The sequence below is a fragment of the Kitasatospora sp. NPDC093102 genome, from assembly GCF_040683915.1.
GTDB lineage: Bacteria > Actinomycetota > Actinomycetes > Streptomycetales > Streptomycetaceae > Kitasatospora.
In genome coordinates this window covers 614,023-635,163 of the sequence record NZ_JBFBFA010000001.1, presented here as the reverse complement: position 1 = coordinate 635,163, position 21,141 = coordinate 614,023, and the positions used below count along the sequence as shown (strand labels likewise).

Below are 21,141 nucleotides of genomic sequence, written 5' to 3'. Positions count from 1 at the left end.
GTTACTGGACCGGCGCGGTCGGGATGGTGGTGGCGCCGGACGTGATCGCGTCGGTGGCGGCCTTCAGCTTGTCCTGGATGTCGTCGATCTTGCCGCCGGTGGTGGCGAGCGAGACGCCCTGGGCCTTCAGGTCGAACAGCTTGATGCCGGTCGGGTTCTGGCCCTGCTTGACCGACTGGATGTACGAGAACACCGCGGTGTCGACGTTCTTGACCATCGAGGTCATGATGCTGTTCTTGTACTTCGCCAGGGCCGGCTGGTTGGCCTGGTCGGAGTCGACACCGATGGCCATGGCGCCCTGCTTGTTGGCGACGGCCTCGATGGCGCCGTTGCCGGAGGAGCCGGCGGCGGTGTAGATGACGTCCGCGCCCTTGTCGAGCTGGCCCTGGGCGGCCTCCTTGCCCTTGTCGGGCGAGGTGAAGCCGGTGAAGTCCGGCGGGGTGGTCAGGTAGGTGGTCTCGACCGTGATGTTCGGGTCGACGGACTTCACACCCGCCTTGTAACCGGCCTCGAACTTCTTGATCAGCTCGGACTGCACACCGCCGATGAAGCCGACGTGCTTGGCCTTCGACTTGTTCGCGGCGGCGACACCGGCCAGGTACGAGCCCTCCTGCTCGGCGAAGAGCAGCGAGGTGACGTTGGCCGGCTGGTCCTTGTCGTTCGAGTCGATGATCGCGAACTTGACCGACGGGTTGTCCTTGGCGATCTTGTTGACCGCCGGCTGGTAGACGAAGCCGACCGCGACGATCGTCTTGTAACCCGCGTCGATCAGGTTCTTGAGGCGGGTCTCCTTGTCGGCCTCGGCCTCGCCCGGCTTGGCCTCGGCCTCGGTCACGGAGACGCCCAGCTCGGACTTGGCCTTGTCCAGACCGCGGGCGGCGGAGTCGTTGAACGACTGGTCGCCGCGGCCGCCGATGTCGTAGGCCATGCCGACCTTGAGCGAGCCGTCGCCCGAGCCGGCAGAGGAGGAGTCGGTGCTCTTTGCGCCGCAAGCGGCGAGCGAGGCCATGCCCAGGGAACCCGAGAGCACAACCGCGGCGAGCTTCATTGAACGGCGCAAGGGGATATCTCCTTCTACACGCAACCGTTTGGCGTGGTCGGACGCCACCGTAACGCGCGTAGAACACGGTTGTGTTACGAGCCGCTGGCGCATATGGGTTGTTATCAAAACGTGGTCTCGTGTCGTTGTCGACAACGAGCGCCCCGGCCCGTATAGGAGAGCGACCCGCGCGTGGACAGGTTGGCTCAAAGCCCTCTTATCTTGATCGCGCGCATTCAAGTCGAATGGCAGCCATGGCTCTCATACGAAGGACCGCGTCCAGCGTAGCCGTTGCCGCCATGGCCCTTGGCCTGAGTCTGGGCATCGGTGGCTCCACCATGGCGAGTGCTCAGACGACCGGCGTGACCTGCGGTGCCGTCACCTCGACCTCGGACGGCCACACCATCTACGTGACGTGTTACGGAGGCGGCGGCATCTATCGCATCGTCGCGAAGTTCTGCAACACCAGCTCCTGCCAGTGGGTCGCCAGCAACTGGGTCTACGCCGGCCAGGCCGCGACCATCAGCACCGGCGGCTACTACTCCGGCGAGTGGCACCTCGAAGAGGGCTGATCCGGAGCGGCCCGACCATCGACGGGTGGCGCGGCCCCGGCCGCGCCACCCCCTTCCGCTAGAGCGCGTCCGCCTCCAGGGCCAGCGCCGAGAACAGCTCCACGCCGATGCCGATCGCGCGCTCGTCCACGTCGAACCGGCCCTGGTGCAGGTCCCGGACGGTGGCGTCGCCGGGCGCACGGACGCCGAGCCGGGCCAGGGCGCCCGGGGCGTGTTCCAGGTACCAGGAGAAGTCCTCGCCGCCCAGGCTCTGTTCGGTGCCCTCCACCACCTGCGCCGAGTCCTGGCCGAAGCGGGCGTTCATCGCCTCTTCCAGCCGGGCGACCGAGACCGCCTCGTTGACCACCGGCGGCACCCCGCGGTGGTAGTCCAGCGTCCACTTGGCCCGGTAGGTCTCGGCCACCTTGGCGATCAGCTCGTGCAGCAGGTCCGGCGCCTCGCGCCAGCCGTCCAGTTCCAGGCAGCGGACGGTGCCCTCCAGCTCGGCGTGCTGCGGGATGACGTTGGGCGCGGAGCCGGAGGCGATCCGCCCCCAGACCAGGCTGACGCCCCAGCGCGGGTCCATCCGGCGGGCCAGCGCGCCCGGGAGGTCGGCGGCCATCCGGGCGACCGCGGTGACCAGGTCCGTCGTCAGGTGCGGACGGGCGGTGTGCCCGCCGGGGCCGTCCAGGTGGAGCACCAGGCGGTCGCAGGCCGAGGTGATCGCCCCGACCCTCAGGGCGATCCGGCCGACCTCCACCTTCGGGTCGCAGTGCACCGCGAAGATCCGCCCGACGCCCGCCATCCCGCCGGCCTTGATCACGTCCAGCGCACCGCCCGGCATGACCTCCTCGGCGGGCTGGAACACCAGCCGGACGGGGCGGCGCAGCTCGCCGGTGCGGACGGCGTCGGCCAGCACCAGGCCGGTGCCGAGCACCACCGAGGTGTGCACGTCGTGGCCGCAGGCGTGGGCCCGGCCGGGGACGGAGGAGCGGTACGGCACGTCGGTCTTGGCGTCGTCGATCGGCAGCGCGTCGATGTCGGCGCGGAAGGCCAGGAACTCCGTACCCGGGGCGGTGCCGGGCGGGACGATGTCGACGAGCATGCCGGTGCCGCCCGGCAGCACTCGGGGTTCGAGGCCGGCGGCCACCAGCCGGTCGCGCAGCAGCCCGGTGGTTCGGAACTCCTGGCGGCCCAGCTCCGGGTGCCGGTGCAGATCACGGCGGAAGGCGATCAGCTCGGACTCCAGCGCCCGGACCCGGTCGCGCAGTTCGGCGGCGGGACGTGCGAGGGCGAGAGTGGCGCCCGACTGAGCGGGCTCAGGACGGTTCATCTCCCCAATCGTAGGCCTGTTGGGGGGATTTGGCCCGACTTCTGGAAAACTAGTCCCCGGATGGGTGCATACCGGCCGGACAGGTGGGTATGACATCTCGTTTCAGCCGCCTTCCCCGGGTTGCGTGACCTGTGCAACGATCGCCCCGGCCGGTGGTCACGGACGCCACACGCTCCACCGCACCGGCCGGTTGACAGCCGTTCAGCGGAACGTCAGAAGCGCTCCACCGGGGCGTACGTCCCCCAGACCCCGCGCAGCGCGTCGCACACCTCGCCGACGGTGGCCCGGGCGGCCAGCGCCTCCTTCATCGGATACAGCACGTTCCCCGCCCCCTCGGCGGTGCGGCGCAGCGCGTCCAGCGACCGGGTGACGGCGCCGGCGGAGCGCTCGGCCCGCAGCCGGGCCAGCCGCCGCGCCTGCCGCTGTTCGATCGCCGGATCCACCCGCAGCGGCCGGTACGGCTCCTCCGCATCCGACCGGAAGCGGTTGACGCCGACCACCGTCCGCTCGCCGGAGTCGGTCTCCTGCTGGAACCGGTAGGCAGTGCGCTCGATCTCGCCCTTCTGGTAGCCGCGTTCGATCGCCGCCACCGCGCCGCCCTGCTCCTCGATCCGGTCCATCAGCGCCTGCGCGGCGGCCTCCACCTCGTCGGTGAGCGACTCGACGGCGTAGGAGCCGGCGAACGGGTCGACGGTGGCGGTCACGTCGGTCTCGTACGCGAGCACCTGCTGGGTGCGCAGGGCGAGCCGGGCGGCCTTCTCGGTGGGCAGCGCGATCGCCTCGTCGAAACTGTTGGTGTGCAGCGACTGGGTGCCGCCGAGCACCGCGGCGAGCGCCTGCACGGTGACCCGGGCCAGGTTGACCTCGGGCTGCTGGGCGGTGAGCTGCACTCCCGCGGTCTGGGTGTGGAAGCGCAGCATCTGCGAGCGCGGGTCCCGGGCGCCGAATCCGTCCCGCATGATTCTGGCCCAAATCCTGCGCGCGGCACGGAACTTGGCCACTTCCTCCAAGATGGTCGTGCGGGCCACGAAGAAGAACGAGAGCCGGGGGGCGAAGTCGTCCACGGCCATCCCGGCGGCGAGCGCGGTGCGGACGTAGGCGATGCCGTTGGCCAGCGTGAAGGCGATCTCCTGCGCGGGGTCGGCCCCGGCCTCGGCCATGTGATAGCCGGAGATGGAGATGGTGTTCCAGCGCGGGATCTCGGCCCGGCAGTACCGGAACACGTCGGCGACCAGCCGCAGCGAGGGCTGCGGCGGGAAGATGTAGGTGCCGCGGGCGATGTACTCCTTCAGCACGTCGTTCTGGACCGTGCCGGTGAGCGCGCCCGGCGCCACCCCCTGGGTCTCGGCGACCAGTTGGTAGAGGAGCAGGAGCAGGGCAGCGGGCGCGTTGATGGTCATCGAGGTGGACACCTCGCCGAGCGGGATGCCCTCGAACAGCACGGCCATGTCCTCGATGCTGTCCACGGCGACGCCCACCTTGCCGACCTCCCCGGCGGCGAGCGGCGCGTCCGAGTCGTAGCCCATCTGGGTGGGAAGGTCGAAGGCGACCGACAGACCGGTGCCGCCGCCCGCGATCAGCTGCCGGTAGCGGGCGTTGGACTCGGCGGCGGTGCCGAAGCCCGCGTACTGGCGCATCGTCCAGGGGCGGCCGGTGTACATCGTCGGGTAGACGCCCCGGGTGTAGGGGTACGCCCCCGGCCGGCCCAGCCGGGCGCCGGCGTCCCAGCCGGCCAGGGACTCGGGGCCGTACAGCGGCTCGATCTCGAAGCCCGACTCGGCTCGGCGCGGCTCGGCTGCCATGGGGTCCTCCGGAGCTGGGGATCAGGGTCCTCGCAATATCGGGGTCCTCGCAATGTAGGACGCGACCGGCCCGCCGGGGCGGCGACGCGGTTGAGATGATCGAGTGAACGACCGACCGACGAGCCCCAGGGAGTGGCAATGACCGAGCAGAAGGTGGCCGTGGTCACCGGTGCCAGCAGCGGAATCGGCGCGGCGACCGCCCGCCGGCTGGCCGCCGAGGGCTTCGACGTGGTGCTGGCCGCCCGCCGCACCGACCGCATCGAGGAACTGGCCGAGGAGATCGCCGAGCGGGGCGGTTCGGCCCGCGCGGTCACCCTGGACGTCACCGACCGCGCCGCGGTGGACGCCTTCGCGGCCGCGATCGGCCGGGTGGACGTCCTGGTGAACAACGCGGGCGGAGCGATCGGCGCCGAGACCGTCGAGCACGGCGACCCGGCCGACTGGCGGGCCATGTACGAGGTGAACGTGCTCGGCGTGCTGCACGTGACGCAGGCGCTGCTGCCGGCCCTGCGGGCCACCGGCGACGGCACGGTGCTGGTGCTCTCCTCGACCGCCGCACTGGCCGCGTACGAGGGCGGCGGCGGGTACGTCGCCGCCAAGCACGCCGCGCACACCATCGCCGCCACGCTGCGGCTGGAGCTGTGCGGGGAGCCGATCCGGGTGATCGAGATCGCGCCCGGCATGGTGAAGTCCGAGGGCTTCGCGATCACCCGCTTCCGTGGCGACGAGGAGAAGGCCGCCGCGGTGTACGCGGGCGTGGCCGAACCGCTCACCTCGGAGGACGTCGCGGACACCGTGGCCTGGGCGGTCACCCGGCCCTCGCACGTGAACATCGACCTGCTGGTGGTCCGCCCCCGGGCGCAGGCCGCCAACCACAAGGTCCACCGCGGCTGAGCCGGGCCCGGCGGGCGGCCCCGGACGGGGGTCAAGATCGAACACGTCACACCTCGGTGGTACACACGTGCGATGAGAACCTTCCGGGCCGCCCGCCCACGGGTCCTGCTGACCGCGGTGGCGGCAGGCACCCTGCTGCTCACCTCAGCCTGCAACGACGCCGCCAAGCCGGCCCAGGACCAGGCCGCCGGCAGCACCGCACCCGCCGCCGCGACCCCCGCAGCCGTTCCGACGCCGACGCCCAAGCCCACCGGCGAGGCCGACCCGGCGCTCAAGCCCTTCTACGGCCAGCAGGTCACCTGGGCCGACTGCCCGGCCGACCCGCAGGCCCGGAAAGCCAAGATCGACATATCCGGCATGCAGTGCGGCAAGCTGCACGTCCCGCTCGACTACGCGAACCCCGCCGCCGACGCGCTCGACGTCGCGCTGATCAAGTACCCGGCCGCCAAGCCGGACCAGCGGATCGGTTCGCTGATGGTCAACCCCGGCGGCCCCGGCGAGTCCGGCGTCGGGATGGTCAAGTACGGCGCCAAGCAGTTCGCCGGCACCCTGCACGACCGCTTCGACGTGATCGGCTTCGACCCCCGCGGCACCGGCGACAGCTCCCCGATCGTCTGCTACGACGACAAGCAGCACGACGCCGTCAACCAGACGGACGCCCCGCTCGACCCGGCCGCCCGCAAGGCCGAACGCGTCAAGCAGTCCGCCGAGCACGCCGCCGCCTGCCAGGCCAGGTCCGGCAGGCTGCTGCCCTTCGTCGGCACCCGCAACACCGCCCGCGACCTGGACGTGCTGCGCGCCGCGGTCGGCGACAAGCAGCTCAACTACCTCGGCGTCTCCTACGGGACCTACCTCGGCGCGCTCTACGCCGAGGAGTTCCCGAAGAACACCGGCCGGCTCATCCTGGACGGCGCGGTCGACCCCGGCCAGGACCAGCTGGACCACGGCGTCGACCAGCAGATCGGCTTCGAGAAGTCCTTCGAGCGCTTCGCCGTCGACTGCGTGGAGAACCACGCCGACCAGTGCCCGCTCGGCAAGGACGGGACCAAGGCCGCCAAGAAGGCCGCCGACTTCCTCGACGGGCTGTACGACCACCCGCTGACCACCAAGGACGGCCGCAAGCTCGGCCGCGACCAGGCCTGGACGGGCACCATCTCGCTGCTCTACGGCGACGAGAAGACCTCCTGGGAGTACCTGCGCGCCGCCCTCGGCTGGGCGATGCTGCGCAACAAGGGCGACTACCTGCTGGCCTTCGCCGACGACTACAACGGCCGGGACGAGAACGGCCACTACAGCCCGCTGGACGAGGCCAACGCCGCGATCGGCTGCGCCGACGCCGCCCGCCCCGCACCCACCCCCGAGCACGCCAAGGCCGCCGTGGACCGGCTGCTCACCGAGGCACCGCTGCTGTCCAGGGGCATCACGGTGGACGACTACACCGAGCCCGGCTGCGCCGACTGGCCGTTCAAGACGCAGGAGAAGCCGCACACCGTCCGGGCCGAGGGCAGCGCGCCGATCCTGGTGGTCGGCACCACCGGCGACCCGGCCACCCCGTACGCCTCGGCCGAGGCGCTGGCCAAGGGCTTCGCCAACGCCACCCTGCTCACCCGGGTCGGCGAGGGCCACGGCGCCTTCGGCAAGGGCAACACCTGCATCGACCGGGCCATGGAGGCCTACCTGACCGAGGGCACGATGCCGGCCGCGGGCACCCGCTGCACCTGAGCCCCCGGCCCGGATGACCTGGATGTTCGGCGGACGGCAGCGCCGAACATCCAGGAGGGGGCGGGGAGGGCGCTGACGCGAAAGTGTCAACGTCACAACTTGATAGCTCGTCCGGATGAATTCGGCGCGCGCCCTCCCCAACTGATGACCGCTCAACTACCTTTGAAGCGCTGCCCGACCGGCGCGCACGCGCCCCTCCGCAGCCCCTAATCCACCTGTTCACCACCCCACTTCACCGGCACCTTCCCGCCCTCACGAGGAGGACCCGCTGGCCAGCGACATCCCGTCACAGCGGCTCGACGCCAGAACAGAGCCGACCCTCCTCGGGTTGCACCGCTTCAACGAAGCCGACGCCGGCGCCGCCGAGGAGGCCCTGCTGGCCTGCTGCGGCAGCCACCGCTGGGCCCTGCGCCTCACCGCGCACCGGCCCTACCCCGACATCGAGTCCCTGCTGGCCGCCGCCAGCGAGGCCTCCTACGACCTGCGCCCGGCCGACCTCACCGAGGCGCTGGCGGACGAGGGCTGGATGCCGCAGCCGCTGCTCGGCATGCGGGCTCCCGGCAGCCAGGCCGCGCACACCGCACTGCGGGCGGCGCACGCCGCGTACGAGGCCCGGTTCGGCCACGTCTTCGTGGTCTGCCTGGAACGGGTCGCTCCGGAGGAGATGCTCGACACCGTGCTCTCCTCCATCCGCACCCGCCTCGCCAACGACCCGGACGAGGAGCGGCTGATCGCGGCCGACGAGCTCCGCCGGATCGCCCTCACCCGCCTGGAACACCTCGTCGCCACCCCGTCGGAGGCCGCGGCACGCTGAGCCCCCATCGCGCCCCCTTCATCCGTCCGGGTGACTTCACCCGTGAATCCACCCGGACGAGTGAGGCCGGACCGCCACTGGATCCGAACCGCCACCGAATCCGTACCACCGCGCCCCGCACCCTCCGGTGCGGGGCGCGAGCACGCCGTCACCCATCGTGACGACAGCCGGCTTGGTTCCCGCTCCGCTAGGCCAGAAGTGCCTGATTGATCACACCTGGGGCCCCCGGAGGCGGTTCACGACAAGGCGTCGATAGGATGCTGGCGGCCGGTGGACCGTACCCGGCCGGGCTGACCGACACCGAAGCCGGCCGAGCCCCCAATCGCTTCCGGAGGGTTTTTCCGTGCCGGCTGGAACGCTGTACCGCGGCCGGGAAGGCATGTGGAGCTGGGTGGCTCATCGAGTCACCGGCGTCCTCATCTTCTTCTTCCTGTTCGCCCACGTCCTGGACACCGCCCTCGTGCGAGTGTCGCCGGAGTCCTACGACACCGTCATCCAGACGTACAAGACTCCGCTCGTGAACCTGATGGAGTACGGCCTGGTGGCCGCCATCCTGTTCCACGCCCTGAACGGCCTGCGCGTCGTCGCAGTGGATTTCTGGTCCAAGGGCCCGAAGTACCAGAAGCAGATGCTCTGGAGCGTCGTCGGCGTCTGGGTCGTCCTGATGGCCGGTTCCTTCTACGGGATCCTCCAGCACACGCTGATCTCCTGGTTCGGGAAGTGAGCCGAGACATGTCCACGGAAATCTCCGACGCCATCGTCGTCCCCTCCAAGCAGGCGCACACCGGCAAGGGACTGGGCACCGGCAACCCGGCCGACGCGTTCGTCATCGAGCCTCCGCGCAAGCGGACCGCGAAGACCCCGCGCCGCACCCGCACCAACTTCGAGATGCTGGCCTGGCTCTTCATGCGCCTGTCCGGTGTCGTTCTGGTCGTCCTGATCCTCGGTCACCTGCTGATCATGCTGGTGCTCGACGGCGGCGTCTCCAAGATCGGCTTCGCCTTCGTGGCCGGCCGCTGGGCCTCGCCGTTCTGGCAGGGCTGGGACCTCCTGATGCTCTGGCTCGCCATGCTGCACGGCGCCAACGGCATGCGTCAGGTGATCAACGACTACGCCGAGAAGGACTCGACCCGGCTCTGGCTCAAGGGGCTCATGGGCACCGCCACGGTCTTCACCGTGCTGCTCGGCACCCTGGTGATCTTCACCTTCGACCCCAACATCTGAGCCGCGAGCACCATCGACCATCGGCAGAGGCCAGAGGCGAGTTAACCCCCCATGCAGATTCACCAGTACGACACCGTCATCGTCGGCGCCGGCGGCGCCGGCATGCGCGCGGCCATCGAGTCGACGCAGCGCAGCCGCACCGCCGTCCTGACCAAGCTCTACCCGACCCGGTCCCACACCGGCGCGGCCCAGGGCGGCATGTGCGCCGCCCTCGCCAACGTCGAGGAGGACAACTGGGAGTGGCACACCTTCGACACGGTCAAGGGTGGTGACTACCTGGTCGACCAGGACGCCGCCGAGATCATGTGCAAGGAGGCCATCGACGCCGTCCTCGACCTGGAGAAGATGGGTCTGCCCTTCTCCCGCACCGAGCAGGGCCGGATCGACCAGCGCCGCTTCGGCGGTCACTCCCGCAACCACGGCGAGGCCCCGGTCCGCCGCTCGTGCTACGCGGCCGACCGCACCGGCCACATGATCCTCCAGACGCTGTTTCAGAACTGCGTCAAGCACGGCGTCGAGTTCTTCAACGAGTTCTACGTCCTCGACCTGCTGATCAACGAGGGCAAGACGGCCGGCGTCGTCGCCTACGAGCTGGCCACCGGCGAGATCCACGTCTTCCAGGCCAAGTCGGTCGTGTTCGCCTCCGGCGGCACCGGCAAGTTCTTCAAGGTCTCCTCCAACGCCCACACCCTCACCGGTGACGGCCAGGCCCTGGTCTACCGCCGCGGCCTGCCGCTGGAGGACATGGAGTTCTTCCAGTTCCACCCGACGGGCATCTGGCGCATGGGCATCCTGCTCACCGAGGGCGCCCGCGGCGAGGGCGGCATCCTGCGCAACAAGGACGGCGAGCGCTTCATGGAGCGCTACGCCCCCGTCATGAAGGACCTCGCGTCCCGTGACGTCTGCTCCCGCGCGATCTACACCGAGATCCGCGAGGGTCGCGGCTGCGGTCCGGACGGCGACCACGTCTACCTGGACCTGACCCACCTGCCGCCGGAGCAGCTGGACGCCAAGCTCCCGGACATCACCGAGTTCGCGCGCACCTACCTCGGCATCGAGCCCTACACGGACCCGATCCCGATCCAGCCCACCGCGCACTACGCCATGGGCGGCATCCCGACCAACGTCGAGGGTGAGGTCCTGCGCAACAACACCGACATCGTCCCGGGCCTGTACGCGGCCGGCGAGGTCGCCTGCGTGTCCGTGCACGGCGCCAACCGCCTGGGCACCAACTCGCTGCTGGACATCAACGTGTTCGGCCGTCGCGCGGGCATCGCCGCCGCCGACTACGCCAACGCGAACGAGTTCGTCGAGCTGCCCGAGAACCCGGCCGAGAAGGTCCAGGCCCTGGTCGACGGCCTGCGCGAGGGCACCGGCACCGAGTCCGTGGGGCAGATCCGCAAGGAGCTGCAGGAGACCATGGACGCCAACGCCATGGTGTACCGCACCGGCGCCACCCTGAAGCAGGCGGTCGAGGACATCGCCGCGCTGAAGGAGCGCTACAAGAACATCTCCGTCCAGGACAAGGGCTTCCGCTACAACACGGACCTCCTGGAGGCCGTCGAGCTGGGCAACCTGCTCGACCTGGCCGAGGTGCTGGCCGTCTCCGCGCTGGCCCGCGAGGAGTCCCGCGGCGGCCACTACCGCGAGGACTTCCCGACCCGTGACGACGTGAAGTTCATGCAGCACACCATGGCGTACCAGGAGGTTGCCGCCGACGGCACCACCTCCATCCGCCTCGACTACAAGCCGGTCGTCACGACCCGCTACCAGCCGATGGAGCGTAAGTACTGATGAGCACTCCGACCGTGGAGAAGCACTCGGCCGCTCTGGACGCGGTCGAAGCCGGTGCCGTCCAGCCGATCACCGTCACCTTCCGGATCCGCCGGTTCAACCCGGAGGAGCACCCGGACCCGGTGTGGGTCGACTACCAGCTGACGATGGACCCGAAGGAGCGCGTCCTGGACGCGCTCAACAAGATCAAGTGGGAGCAGGACGGCACCCTCACCTACCGCCGTTCCTGCGCGCACGGCATCTGCGGCTCCGACGCCATGCGGATCAACGGCCGCAACCGGCTGGCGTGCAAGACCCTGATCAAGGACGTCAACCCGGAGAAGCCGATCACGATCGAGGCCATCAAGGGCCTGACGGTCCTCAAGGACCTGGTCGTGGACATGGACCCGTTCTTCCAGGCGTACAAGGACGTCATGCCGTTCCTCATCACCAAGGGGAACGAGCCGACCCGCGAGCGCCTGCAGTCCGCCGAGGACCGCGAGCGCTTCGACGACACCACCAAGTGCATCCTGTGCGCCGCGTGCACGTCGTCCTGCCCGGTGTTCTGGAACGACGGCCAGTACTTCGGCCCGGCCGCCATCGTCAACGCGCACCGCTTCATCTTCGACTCGCGCGACGAGGGCGCCGAGCAGCGTCTGGAGATCCTCAACGACCGTGAGGGCGTGTGGCGCTGCCGCACCACCTTCAACTGCTCCGAGGCCTGCCCGCGTGGCATCGAGGTCACCAAGGCGATCCAGGAAGTGAAGCGGGCGCTGGTCACCCGCCGCTTCTGATCCCTGCCTGACAGGCCGAAGGCCCCGCCCGATCGCTCGGGCGGGGCCTTCGCGCTTCGCACGGGTCGGGTCAGTTCAGCGCGCCGAGGTCGTTCTCGTCGGTCCAGCCGCTGTACATCACCAGGTGCCGGTCGGCCGTGACGGCCCACAGGTCCGGCTTGCCGTCGCCGTCCGCGTCACCGGAGCTGCCGAGCGTCGGGTACGCGGCCACGGTGAAGCCGCTCGCCACGACGTCCGCCTTCGGGTCCGCGAGGGCGGAGAAGTCGAAGGTGCCGTCGGCCTTCTTCGGGACCGGGTAGGCGTGCAGCTCGCCGGTGGCCCGGTCACGCGCCCAGAGGGCGAGGTTGCCGGCCGCGTCCGGGCCGGGTGCGATCAGGTCGTAGCCGTTCCAGGCGCCGGAGGTGGTGAGCTTGGTGACCTTGTAGAAGCCCCAGGTGGCCCCGTCGAGCAACCAGAGGTTCCCGCCCTCCAGCGTCAGCAGCGACGGAGAAGTGCCCCCGCTCACCGGGCCGAAGGCGACGATCTGGTCGGTCTTGGACCAGTCGGCGGCGTAGCCGTCCGGGCAGGACGGGTCGTCGAAGGGGTCGCCGCACTTGCGGTCGCTCAGAACCATGGACCCCTTGGTCATGCCCCCGTAGTCGAAGTTCCGGTAGACCGTCAGGGCGGCGTCGCCCGGCTGGTGGATGAACAGGTCGTCCGAGGACGGCGCGTGGGCGCTGCTGTCCCACCCCCGGTGGGCGATCTGGTAGGGCGCCCAGCTCTTCCCGGACGGGGAGCGCCGGGCCTGGATGACGGTGGTCGGCGTGGCGTCGGTCCCGTTGACCGGGATGTACTGCAGGTTGCCCTGGGCGTCCGGCAGCAGGATGTCCGCGACGCCGTCGCCGTCCACGTCGCCGAGGGTCTTCGGCGGGTTGGGGTTCGTCGGGGCGTAGAAGCTGTAGGTCGTCCGGCCGACGTTGCCCGCACTGTCGATCACGTTGACGACGAGGTTGTTGGTGCCCCACTCCGGGACCTTGATGTCGATCTTCGCCGTCCCGTCGGCGTCCGGCTCGACGGCGTCCGGCGAGTTGCAGTCACTCCCGGCGTACGTCCAGCCGTACCGGAAGCAGGCGACGCCGGAGGCCTCGCCGCCGGCGGGGACCGCGTCCGCCCCCTTGAGGACGAAGGTGCCCTTCTGGCCCGCGTACTTGGTGGCGGTGCCGCTCGCCGGGAAGTCGGTCGAGGAGACCGTGGCGGTCGGGCTGGTGGTGTCCACGGTGAAGTGGCAGTCCGCCGACGGGGCGGAGGTCTGGGTGCCCTGCAGCGCCCAGGCATGCCAGGCATAGCTGTGCCCGTCCACCAGCTCGGGGACGCTGAGCGAGGCGGAGGGCAAGCCGTAGGTCCGGGCCTCACCGGTGAACACCGGGTCCTCGGCGCCCGTGGTCACGTCCCAGACGCCGAACCTGACGGCCTCCCCGGTGACCTTGGCGCTGAGCGCCGGGCCGTTCATGGTCCGCCCGATCCAGGTCGGATCGCCGGTCGAGTCGCAGGCGGCGGTCGCGTAGTCGGCGCCCTGGCTGGTGCCGAGGACGGCCGGCGCGGTGTCGGCCACCGCTGCGGCCGGCGCGAGCAGTCCGGCGGCCAGGGCCGCCGCGGTGACCCCGCCGAGTCTGCGGGCACGCGAAAGTTCCATGGAGATTCCCCACCCCTTGTGATCAGCGCGTCCGGTACGCGCGTGAGAGCGGTGAGGATCCTGCCAGGAGGCACCGACAGCGGCAACGGTGATTTCTCAGTCGGTGACCGGGGCGCGGCGGGTGGCGCGCAGGCCGCGCAGGCCGATGCTGCCGACGGCGATGCCGAGGACGAAGGAGGTGACGGCGAGCAGGAGGTGGATCCAGAAGAAGGCGGTGGGCTGGGAGTGGTCGCCGTTGGTGAAGGCCTGGCCGCCGGAGTCCTTCCAGAGGTTCTTCACGAAGGTCGTCCAGATGATGATCGACCAGACCCCGAAGGCGGTCAGGAACCAGGAGGTGCGGCGGCTGAGCTTCATGGGGGTCCTCGGCGTGTGAAGGCGGTGTGCATCCCCAGTATGCGCAGGCCGCCGATCGGCGTACGGCGGGCCCCTCCTGCGGAGGACGGTCCCTCGGGAGCGGGCGCCGGAAGCCGGGAGTGGGTACGGTCTGCGGGTGCCCACACCCCGTCATGCGTTCGGTCGCCTGTGCGCCGCGGTCACCGCGGCCCTGCCGGTCCTGCTCGCCGCCCCGGCGGGCGCGGCCCCGCAGCAGCCGCCCCCGTCGGCCGCGATCGGCGGCGAGCGACTCGGGCTCCCCGGGGTGCAGGTCGCCCCGATGGCGGGCGCCCCGCCGCTGCCCGCCAACCTCACCGGCCGGTCCTGGATAGTCTCCGACGCGGCGTCGGGCGAGGTGCTGGCGGCCAGCAATCCGCACCTGCGGCTGCCCCCGGCGAGCACCCTGAAGATCCTCTTCGCGGACACCGTGCTGCCCAAGTTCGACCGCAACGCGGTGCACCGGGTGGCCGACCAGGAGATCCAGGGGATCGGTCCCGGCAGCAGCCTGGTCGGCATCAAGGAGAACCTGGACTACCGGGTCGAGGACCTGTGGCGCGGGGTGTTCCTGAGCTCCGGCAACGACGCGGTGCACGTCCTGGCGCACATGAACGGCGGCGTCCGGCAGACCGTCGCCGAGATGCAGGCGCGCGCCGACGCGCTCCAGGCCCGGGACACCAAGGTGATCTCCCCGGACGGCTACGACATGGACGGCCAGGTCTCCTCGGCCTACGACCTGTCGCTGTTCGCCCGGGCCGGCCTGCGTAACGCGGACTTCCGGACGTACTGCGCCACCCGGGACGCCATGTTCCCGGGCGCCATCGACAAGAACACCGGCCAGCGCGGCAGCTTCGGGATCGCCAACACCGACCGGCTGCTGGGCAAGTACCCGGGCCTGATCGGCGTGAAGAACGGCACCACCACCAACGCCGGATCGACCTTCGTCGGCGCCGCCGAGCGCGGCGGCCGGACCCTGCTGGTGACGGTGATGCACCCGGTCAGCTACCAGAAGGTGTACGACGAGACGGCCGCCCTGCTGGACTGGGGCTTCGCCGCAGCCGGCAAGGTCCAGCCGGTGGGCAGGCTGGTCGACGAGCTCCCGCCCGCCGGCGCCGAGCCGACCGGCCAGGTCGCCACTGCCGAGCCGACCGGCCAGGCCGGCGGCGCCGACGGCACGCCCGGGCCGCCGCCACAGCCCTCGGCCGCCGCCGCACCGGCACCCCCCGCCGCGGCCGCACCGGCACCCCCCGCGGCGGGCGGGCGCGACGGGCTCGCCATCGGCGGCTGGTCGGCCGTGGTGCTGGTCGGGGCCGCGCTCGGGTACGGCGCGGTGCTGCTGCTGCGGCGCCGCCCCACCGACTGATCCGCCGACCGGTGGCAGGGCCCGGCCTCAGTCCCGGGGCCGGGCCCGCCCCTTTCCCTTCTTCTCGGCCCGGACGGCCTGCTCCTCGACGTCCGCCGCCTCCGCCTTGTCAGCTGCCTCCAGCAGTGCCCGGCCGTGCGCCCTGGTCCGTTCCCGGGCGGCCGCCGGGTCGGCCGTCGCCGTCCAGGCGACGCAGTACATCAGCAGCCGGGAGACGAAGTTGATCCACAGCAGCAGCGCCACCGGCGTCGCGAACGCCCCGTACAGGCTCCGTCCGGCGACCGAGCCCAGGTAGGAGGCGAGCAGGAGCTTCAGCAGCTCGAAGCCGACCGCGCCGATCAGCGCGCCCCGCACGAGGTCCCGGCGGCGCTGGTCGGTGATCCCGGGGAAGGGCGCCAGCAGGTAGGCGAAGAGCAGCATGTCGCACGCTATGGCGATCAGCACACCGACCGTGGTCAGCAGGTAGCCGTTGCCCAGGCCGATCGCGTCGGCGGTCCGGCCGGCGAGCGTGGTCCCGGCGGCGGAGGCGGCCAGCGAGAACAGCGACACCAGGCCGAGGCCGGCCAGCACCGCCACGTCCCAGGCCTTGCGCAGCACCGGGTTGCCCTCCTCGTGGGGCAGCTGCCACAGGTCCCGGATCGAGGTGCGCATGGTGTCCACCCAACCGAGGCCGGAAACCAGCAGCAGCGCCCCGCCGACCAGCCCGACGGCGCCCGCGTTGGACACCAGGGCGGGCAGGTTGAGCGCGTCCGAGAGCCCCGGCAGCTGGTCGGCGATGTGCTCCTGCAGGTCGTGCACCTGGCTGTCGCTCAGCGTCGCGGCGGCGATCGCCAGGCCCACCGTGAGCAGCGGGAAGAGGGCGAGGAAACCGAAGAAGGTGACGGCGCCGGCCAGCCGGTTGCCCCGGGCGGCGGAGAAGTACTCGTACACCCGGTACGGACGGCTGCGCAGCACCCGGGCCACGAGCGGGCCGACGACCGGCAGTCGGGTCAGGAAGTCCACTCACCGGTTATACCGGGGTGTCCCCCGAACGGGCGTCAGGCCGTGCCTACCGCTTGACGATTCGACGGGCCTTGGCGAGGGCTCGGACCGCCTGGTACGCGCCGTAGCGGCCTTGGCTGAGCAGCTCGGTGCGCACGCCGTCCACGCCGGCCGGCGGCCGGTAGCCGGCCGGCCGCAGCCGGGCGCAGTGCGCGGCGGCCCGGCGGAAGTACTCGCGGCGGTCGCCGGACGGGACCCGGCCGGGCTTGGAGACCACGGTGTTGAGGTGGTGCAGCATCCGGCCGTAGACGACCGGGCGCCAGCGGTCCAGGTCGGGGCGGCCGTCGAGGAAGGCGAAGACCAGGTCGTACTGGGCGAACACGTCGAAGTGCTTGCGGCTGGCGGTGGCCAGGATGTTGCCGCCCTCCTGGCGCTGGCGGTAGTGCACGCCGACCTGGTCGAGCAGGGTGATCCGGGCGGCGGCGAGCAGCGCCGGGTACGTCCAGGGGGTGTCCTCGTAGTAGCCGGCCGGGAAGACCAGCTGCTGCTCGGTGACGAAACCGCGGCGGTAGGCCTTGTTCCAGACGACCTGGAGCAGGTCGAGCAGGTCGGGGCGGGCGTCGAGGTCGAAGACGTCCGGGGAGGCGGCGCCGAAGACGTGTGCGGAGGCGGCCCGGGCGATCCGGCCGTCGGCGTAGGTGCGGGCGTAGTCGTAAACCAGGATGTCCGGTTCACCCGTGGCGGTGAGCCGCTCGTCGATGCTCTTCAGCAGTCCGGGGGTCAGTGTGTCGTCGCTGTCGAGGAAGATCACGTAGTCCCCGGTGGCGGCCTCCAGGCCGGCGTTGCGGGCCCGGCCGAGGCCGACGTTCTCCGGCAGGTGCAGCACCCGGACCCGGGGATCGGCGGCGGCGGCCTCGTCCAGCATGGCGCCGCAACGGTCCGGGGAGCGGTCGTCCACCGCGATCAGTTCGAAGTCCGGGCCGTCCTGGCCGAGCACCGAATCGAGGCACTCGGTGAGATAGTCCTGGACCTGGTACACGGGGACGATCACGCTGAAACGGGACACGGACCCAGCGTAGTGGTCCCGAGGTCGGAGAGGTCCCCGGAGGTAGGATCGGGGCGCACGTACGCACCGATCCAAGTGCGGTCAGGCCCCGTACGGGCTGCCACGCTCCTCCAGAGAAAGGCCTGCGTAGCCGATGGCTCCCCGCCTCTCCATCGTCGTCCCGATCTACAACGTCGAGCGCTACCTCATCGAGTGCCTCGACTCGATCGCCGCCCAGACCTTCACGGACTTCGAGTGCGTCATGGTCGACGACGGTTCGAAGGACGGCAGCGCGGCGCTCGCCGAGGCGTACGCGGCCGAGGACTCCCGGTTCCGGCTGGTCCGGCAGGTGAACAAGGGCCTCGGCGCGGCCCGCAACACCGGCATCCGGCACATCGACCCGGACTCCGAGTTCCTGTGCTTCGTGGACAGCGACGACTCGATGCCGCCGAGTGCGTACGAGCTGATGATCAACACGCTGGACGAGACCGGCTCGGACTTCTGCACCGGCAACGTGCTGCGCTTCCGCGCCGTCGGCTACTACCAGTCCGGCGGCCACCTGAAGCCGTTCAAGGAGACCAGGCTCAAGACCCACATCACCGAGATCCCGGCGCTGGTCACCGACCGCACCGCGTGGAACAAGGTGTACCGCCGCTCGTTCTTCGACGCGGCCGGCCTGCTCTACCCCGAGGGCATCCTGTACGAGGACGCGCCGGTCAGCGTGCCGCACCACTACCTGGCCAAGAGCGTGGACGTGCTCTCCGAGCCGATCTACCACTGGCGCGAGCGCGAGGTCGGCGAGATGTCGATCACGCAGATGCGCACCAACCCCAAGGGCCTGATCGACCGGGTCACCTCGGTCGAGCTGGTCCGCGGCTGGCTGACGAAGCAGACCGAGCCGCGCTTCGCCGAGTACCTGCGCTCCTACGACGAGAACACCCTCGTCGAGGAGATCCCGATGTTCTTCCTGTCCCTCGTGGAGGGGGACAAGGAGTACCGGGACGCCTACCTCCAGCACGTCGGCCGGCTGCTCCGGGCGATCGGCTCCGAGCAGGTCGGCAGGCTGCGCGCGCCGCTGCGGCTGAAGTACCACCTGACCCTGTCGGACCGGATGGACGAGCTGGTCGAGCAGATCACGTACGAGCGCGAGAGCGGCGGCGGTGTCCAGGCCCGCGGTCTGCTGCGCCCGTACGCCGACTACCCGTTCCTGCGCGGCGGGCGCAAGAGCGTGCCGGCCGGGGTGCTCAAGCTGGACAACTCGCTGGTCATCCGCAGCCGGCTGTACCGGGGCTCCTGGGAGGACGGGAAGCTCCGGCTGACCGGGCACGCGTACCCGGAGCAGCTGGGCGCGGCCGGCAAGCACGACATGGTCCGCACCCTGGTGCTGCGCGCGGCCAAGGGCCGCCGGGTCATCGCGGTGCCGATGAAGACGACGTACAGCCCCGAGGCCACCGCGACCTGCCACCACGACCTGTACAGCTGCGACTGGTCCGGCTTCACCGTCGCCGTCGACCCGAAGAAGCTCAGGCACCGCGGCCAGTGGAAGGACGGCAACTGGCGCGTCCTGGTGGCCGGCGCGGGCAAGGGCGGGGTCTACAAGGGCCGGATCTCGGCCGGGTGGAGCGACAGCGGGCAGTTCCTCCCCTCGCACTGGGTCGAGCCGGACGTGCGGATCGTGCCGTGGGTCCGGGACAACTTCGTCTACCTCCGGGTGGAGACGGTCAAGGCCCGGGTGACCGGCCTGGCCGCCCACGGCGACCGGCTGGAGGTCTCGGGCGCGGCCCGCTCCGGCCCGAGCTTCGCCGGGGCGCGGCTGCGGCTCACCCACGCAGAGTCCGACCGCCACGTGACCTTCCCGCTGGAGCTGGGCACCCCGGTCGGCTCGCTCCAGCCGTTCAGCGCGGCCGTCCCGGTCGCCGAGCTGACCGCCGTCCGCGAGGCCTGGGCCGAGCTGGACCCGGTGGCCGCCGAGCGCAGCCGCGACCACTGGGACGGCGCGCTGCTGCTGGCCGACGGCAGCACCGTCCCGCTGGCCTGGGACGACCGCAACGCGCCCGAGCGGCTGCACCTGGCGCTGAACCCGCAGGCGCCGGTCGCCGAGCGCCGGGCGCTCTACTCCAAGCCCTCCCCCACCGGGCACCTCCAGTTCACCGACCAGGTGCTCCAGCCGCTGGTGGACGAGGTGTCCGGGCGCGGCGCCGACGGCTTCCTGCTGAGCGGCTCGTTCCCGCTGCCCGGCGCGCACCGCTGGGAACTGGTGGTCCGTCACGAGTGGCGCGAGGAGGAGCACGCCTACCCGGTGGAGATCTCGGACGGCCGGTTCCGCACCGCGCTGCCCGCCGTGCCGACGGCCTCCTTCGCCGGCCGGGTGCCGCTCTCCAGGGGCACCTGGAACGTCACCTTCCGCCCGGTCGGCGTGCCGGTGCCCGAACTGCCGGACGCCGCCGCACTGGTCACCCCGGACTGCTTCGACGTCCTGCCGGTCGAGGTGGAGTCCCGTGGCAAGCGGATAGTGCTGGAGCGCCGCAACCACGACGGCCTGTCGCTGGAGTCGCACTCGGTGCTGCTGCCCGAGGAGTCGGCCGGCTACCGCCAGCGCCAGTTGCAGAGCGTGGACTACCCGGCCGCCCGTCGGCTGCCGGTGCGCAACACGGTGGTGTACCACACCGGCAAGTACGGCACGTACGCCGGCTCGCCGCGGGCGGTCCACGAGGAGCTGGTCCGCCGCGGCCTGCCGCTGGAGCACCTGTGGGGCAACGACGACATGCAGGCCGAGCTGCCGCGGAGCGCGACCGCGCTCCGGTACCGCAGCCCGGAGTGGTACGAGGCGCTGGCGACCGCCAAGTACGTCGTGGCCAGCACCCACCTGCCCGACTTCTTCGTCCGCCGCCCCGACCAGGTGGTCGTCCAGACCTGGCACGGCACCCCGCTGAAGCAGATCGGCTTCGACTTCGAGAAGGTCTGGTTCACCGACTCCAAGTACCTCAAGAGCCTGGCCCGGGAGGTCCCGAACTGGAGCCTGCTGGTGGCCGGCAACAGCTGGTCCGCCCCGGTGCTGCGGCGTGCCTTCGACTTCAAGGGCGAGATCCTGGAGAGCGGTTCGCCCCGGAACGACCTGCTGTTCGCGGCCGACCGGGAGAAGACCGCCGAGCAGGTCCGGGAGCGGCTCGGCCTGCCCGAGGGCAAGAAGGTCGTGCTCTACGCGCCGACCTGGCGCGAGGACCGGCGCCGGCCGCAGGACGGCTACCAGATCGACCTGCGGATCGACCTGGCGGCGGCCAAGGCCGCGCTCGGCGACGACCAGGTGCTGCTGGTGCGCCGGCACCACCTGATGTGCGGCCAGATCCCGGGCGCCGGCAACGGCTACATCTGGGACGTCGGCACCTACCCCGACATGGCGGAGCTGCTGCTGATCGCCGACGTCCTGGTGACGGACTACTCGGCCAGCGTGTTCGACTTCGCGTCGACCGGCAAGCCGATCGTGTTCTTCACCTACGACCTGGAGCACTACCGGGACAACCTGCGCGGCTTCAGCCTGAACTTCGAGGCCGAGGCGCCCGGCCCGATGCCGGCCACCTCCGAGGAGCTCGTCTCCGTGCTCGGCCGGGTGGACGGGATCGCGGCCGAGTACGCGGACCGGGCCGCCGCGTTCCGCGAGGCGTACTGCGACCTGGACGACGGCAAGGCCTCCGCCCGGGTGGTCGACGCGATGCTCCGCAAGGAGTAGCCCTCCGCGCGCGATCCGGCAGGCGCCCGGCACCGGTG

The 21,141-nt window shown here is 71.0% G+C and carries 17 protein-coding genes; 10 read left to right on the top strand and 7 right to left on the bottom strand.

Translation table 11 applies throughout. The annotated features are described in order from the left end of the window. Position 1 precedes the first annotated feature (1 nt). Positions 2–1,060 carry a BMP family ABC transporter substrate-binding protein gene (locus AB0O11_RS02965; protein ID WP_363381098.1) on the bottom strand — a complete coding sequence of 353 codons (1,059 nt, stop codon included), beginning with the start codon at positions 1,058–1,060 and terminating at the stop codon, positions 2–4. Positions 1,061–1,377: 317 nt separating this feature from the next. On the opposite strand from AB0O11_RS02965, the gene AB0O11_RS02960 reads away from it, so the two are divergent. Further along, a complete protein-coding gene (locus AB0O11_RS02960; protein ID WP_363381096.1) occupies positions 1,378–1,611 on the top strand; it encodes a hypothetical protein in 234 nt (77 codons plus the stop codon). A 58-nt stretch (positions 1,612–1,669) separates the two neighbouring features. Here the strand turns inward: AB0O11_RS02960 and AB0O11_RS02955 are convergent, their stop codons facing one another. After that, positions 1,670–2,923 carry an amidohydrolase gene (locus AB0O11_RS02955; RefSeq protein WP_363381094.1) on the bottom strand — a complete coding sequence of 418 codons (1,254 nt, stop codon included), beginning with the start codon at positions 2,921–2,923 and terminating at the stop codon, positions 1,670–1,672. A gap of 212 nt (positions 2,924–3,135) precedes the next feature. Next, entirely contained in the window at positions 3,136–4,725 is a 1,590-nt protein-coding gene (locus AB0O11_RS02950; protein WP_363381091.1) for a methylmalonyl-CoA mutase family protein, read from the bottom strand. A 138-nt stretch (positions 4,726–4,863) separates the two neighbouring features. On the opposite strand from AB0O11_RS02950, the gene AB0O11_RS02945 reads away from it, so the two are divergent. The 7 genes from AB0O11_RS02945 to AB0O11_RS02915 all read left to right on the top strand — a co-directional run bounded on the left by AB0O11_RS02945 (position 4,864) and on the right by AB0O11_RS02915 (position 11,946). Continuing rightward, entirely contained in the window at positions 4,864–5,619 is a 756-nt protein-coding gene (locus AB0O11_RS02945; protein WP_363381088.1) for an SDR family oxidoreductase, read from the top strand. A gap of 72 nt (positions 5,620–5,691) precedes the next feature. After that, positions 5,692–7,341, top strand: a complete 1,650-nt coding sequence (locus tag AB0O11_RS02940; protein WP_363381086.1) for an alpha/beta hydrolase — start codon at positions 5,692–5,694, stop codon at positions 7,339–7,341. A 328-nt stretch (positions 7,342–7,669) separates the two neighbouring features. After that, positions 7,670–8,155, top strand: coding sequence for a 2-oxo-4-hydroxy-4-carboxy-5-ureidoimidazoline decarboxylase (locus AB0O11_RS02935; RefSeq protein WP_363381084.1), 486 nt, complete (start codon positions 7,670–7,672; stop codon positions 8,153–8,155). Between the two features lie 343 nt (positions 8,156–8,498). Further along, entirely contained in the window at positions 8,499–8,879 is a 381-nt protein-coding gene (gene sdhC, locus AB0O11_RS02930) for a succinate dehydrogenase, cytochrome b556 subunit (RefSeq protein ID WP_074003919.1), read from the top strand. Positions 8,880–8,887: 8 nt separating this feature from the next. Continuing rightward, a complete protein-coding gene (gene sdhD / locus AB0O11_RS02925; protein WP_363381083.1) occupies positions 8,888–9,379 on the top strand; it encodes a succinate dehydrogenase, hydrophobic membrane anchor protein in 492 nt (163 codons plus the stop codon). A gap of 51 nt (positions 9,380–9,430) precedes the next feature. Further along, on the top strand, positions 9,431–11,173 hold the full coding sequence (gene sdhA, locus AB0O11_RS02920) for a succinate dehydrogenase flavoprotein subunit (RefSeq protein ID WP_363381081.1): 1,743 nt from the start codon (positions 9,431–9,433) through the stop codon (positions 11,171–11,173). Next, positions 11,173–11,946 (top strand): succinate dehydrogenase iron-sulfur subunit, encoded by a 774-nt coding sequence (locus tag AB0O11_RS02915; RefSeq protein ID WP_224277932.1) that lies wholly within the window; start codon positions 11,173–11,175, stop codon positions 11,944–11,946. The genes sdhA and AB0O11_RS02915 overlap by 1 nt, the downstream gene beginning before the upstream one ends. A 70-nt stretch (positions 11,947–12,016) precedes the next feature. Here the strand turns inward: AB0O11_RS02915 and AB0O11_RS02910 are convergent, their stop codons facing one another. Both AB0O11_RS02910 and AB0O11_RS02905 read right to left on the bottom strand, forming a co-directional pair. Next, positions 12,017–13,618, bottom strand: a complete 1,602-nt coding sequence (locus tag AB0O11_RS02910; protein ID WP_363381079.1) for a hypothetical protein — start codon at positions 13,616–13,618, stop codon at positions 12,017–12,019. A gap of 96 nt (positions 13,619–13,714) precedes the next feature. After that, positions 13,715–13,972, bottom strand: a complete 258-nt coding sequence (locus AB0O11_RS02905; protein WP_224277934.1) for an SCO4848 family membrane protein — start codon at positions 13,970–13,972, stop codon at positions 13,715–13,717. Between the two features lie 136 nt (positions 13,973–14,108). Between AB0O11_RS02905 and AB0O11_RS02900 the strand changes: the two genes are divergently transcribed. Further along, positions 14,109–15,350, top strand: a complete 1,242-nt coding sequence (locus AB0O11_RS02900) for a D-alanyl-D-alanine carboxypeptidase (RefSeq protein ID WP_363381077.1) — start codon at positions 14,109–14,111, stop codon at positions 15,348–15,350. 27 nt (positions 15,351–15,377) lie between these two features. On the opposite strand, the gene AB0O11_RS02895 is transcribed toward AB0O11_RS02900, so the two are convergent. Next, entirely contained in the window at positions 15,378–16,352 is a 975-nt protein-coding gene (locus AB0O11_RS02895; protein WP_363381075.1) for a YihY/virulence factor BrkB family protein, read from the bottom strand. A 46-nt stretch (positions 16,353–16,398) separates the two neighbouring features. Further along, entirely contained in the window at positions 16,399–17,397 is a 999-nt protein-coding gene (locus AB0O11_RS02890) for a glycosyltransferase family 2 protein (protein WP_363381072.1), read from the bottom strand. A gap of 133 nt (positions 17,398–17,530) precedes the next feature. On the opposite strand from AB0O11_RS02890, the gene AB0O11_RS02885 reads away from it, so the two are divergent. Then, positions 17,531–21,103 (top strand): CDP-glycerol glycerophosphotransferase family protein, encoded by a 3,573-nt coding sequence (locus AB0O11_RS02885; RefSeq protein ID WP_363381070.1) that lies wholly within the window; start codon positions 17,531–17,533, stop codon positions 21,101–21,103. Positions 21,104–21,141 lie beyond the last annotated feature (38 nt).

What these genes read in the sequence shown, in the direction of transcription:
- AB0O11_RS02885 (WP_363381070.1), top strand. Translation starts at nt 17,531, where the DNA reads ATGGCTCCCCGCCTCTCCATCGTCGTCCCGATCTACAACGTCGAGCGC.
- AB0O11_RS02960 (WP_363381096.1), top strand. Translation starts at nt 1,378, where the DNA reads ATGGCGAGTGCTCAGACGACCGGCGTGACCTGCGGTGCCGTCACCTCG.
- AB0O11_RS02915 (WP_224277932.1), top strand. Translation starts at nt 11,173, where the DNA reads ATGAGCACTCCGACCGTGGAGAAGCACTCGGCCGCTCTGGACGCGGTC.
- sdhA (WP_363381081.1), top strand. Translation starts at nt 9,431, where the DNA reads ATGCAGATTCACCAGTACGACACCGTCATCGTCGGCGCCGGCGGCGCC.
- AB0O11_RS02950 (WP_363381091.1), bottom strand. Translation starts at nt 4,725, where the DNA reads ATGGCAGCCGAGCCGCGCCGAGCCGAGTCGGGCTTCGAGATCGAGCCG.
- AB0O11_RS02910 (WP_363381079.1), bottom strand. Translation starts at nt 13,618, where the DNA reads ATGGAACTTTCGCGTGCCCGCAGACTCGGCGGGGTCACCGCGGCGGCC.
- AB0O11_RS02905 (WP_224277934.1), bottom strand. Translation starts at nt 13,972, where the DNA reads ATGAAGCTCAGCCGCCGCACCTCCTGGTTCCTGACCGCCTTCGGGGTC.
- AB0O11_RS02945 (WP_363381088.1), top strand. Translation starts at nt 4,864, where the DNA reads ATGACCGAGCAGAAGGTGGCCGTGGTCACCGGTGCCAGCAGCGGAATC.
- AB0O11_RS02955 (WP_363381094.1), bottom strand. Translation starts at nt 2,923, where the DNA reads ATGAACCGTCCTGAGCCCGCTCAGTCGGGCGCCACTCTCGCCCTCGCA.
- sdhD (WP_363381083.1), top strand. Translation starts at nt 8,888, where the DNA reads ATGTCCACGGAAATCTCCGACGCCATCGTCGTCCCCTCCAAGCAGGCG.
- AB0O11_RS02940 (WP_363381086.1), top strand. Translation starts at nt 5,692, where the DNA reads ATGAGAACCTTCCGGGCCGCCCGCCCACGGGTCCTGCTGACCGCGGTG.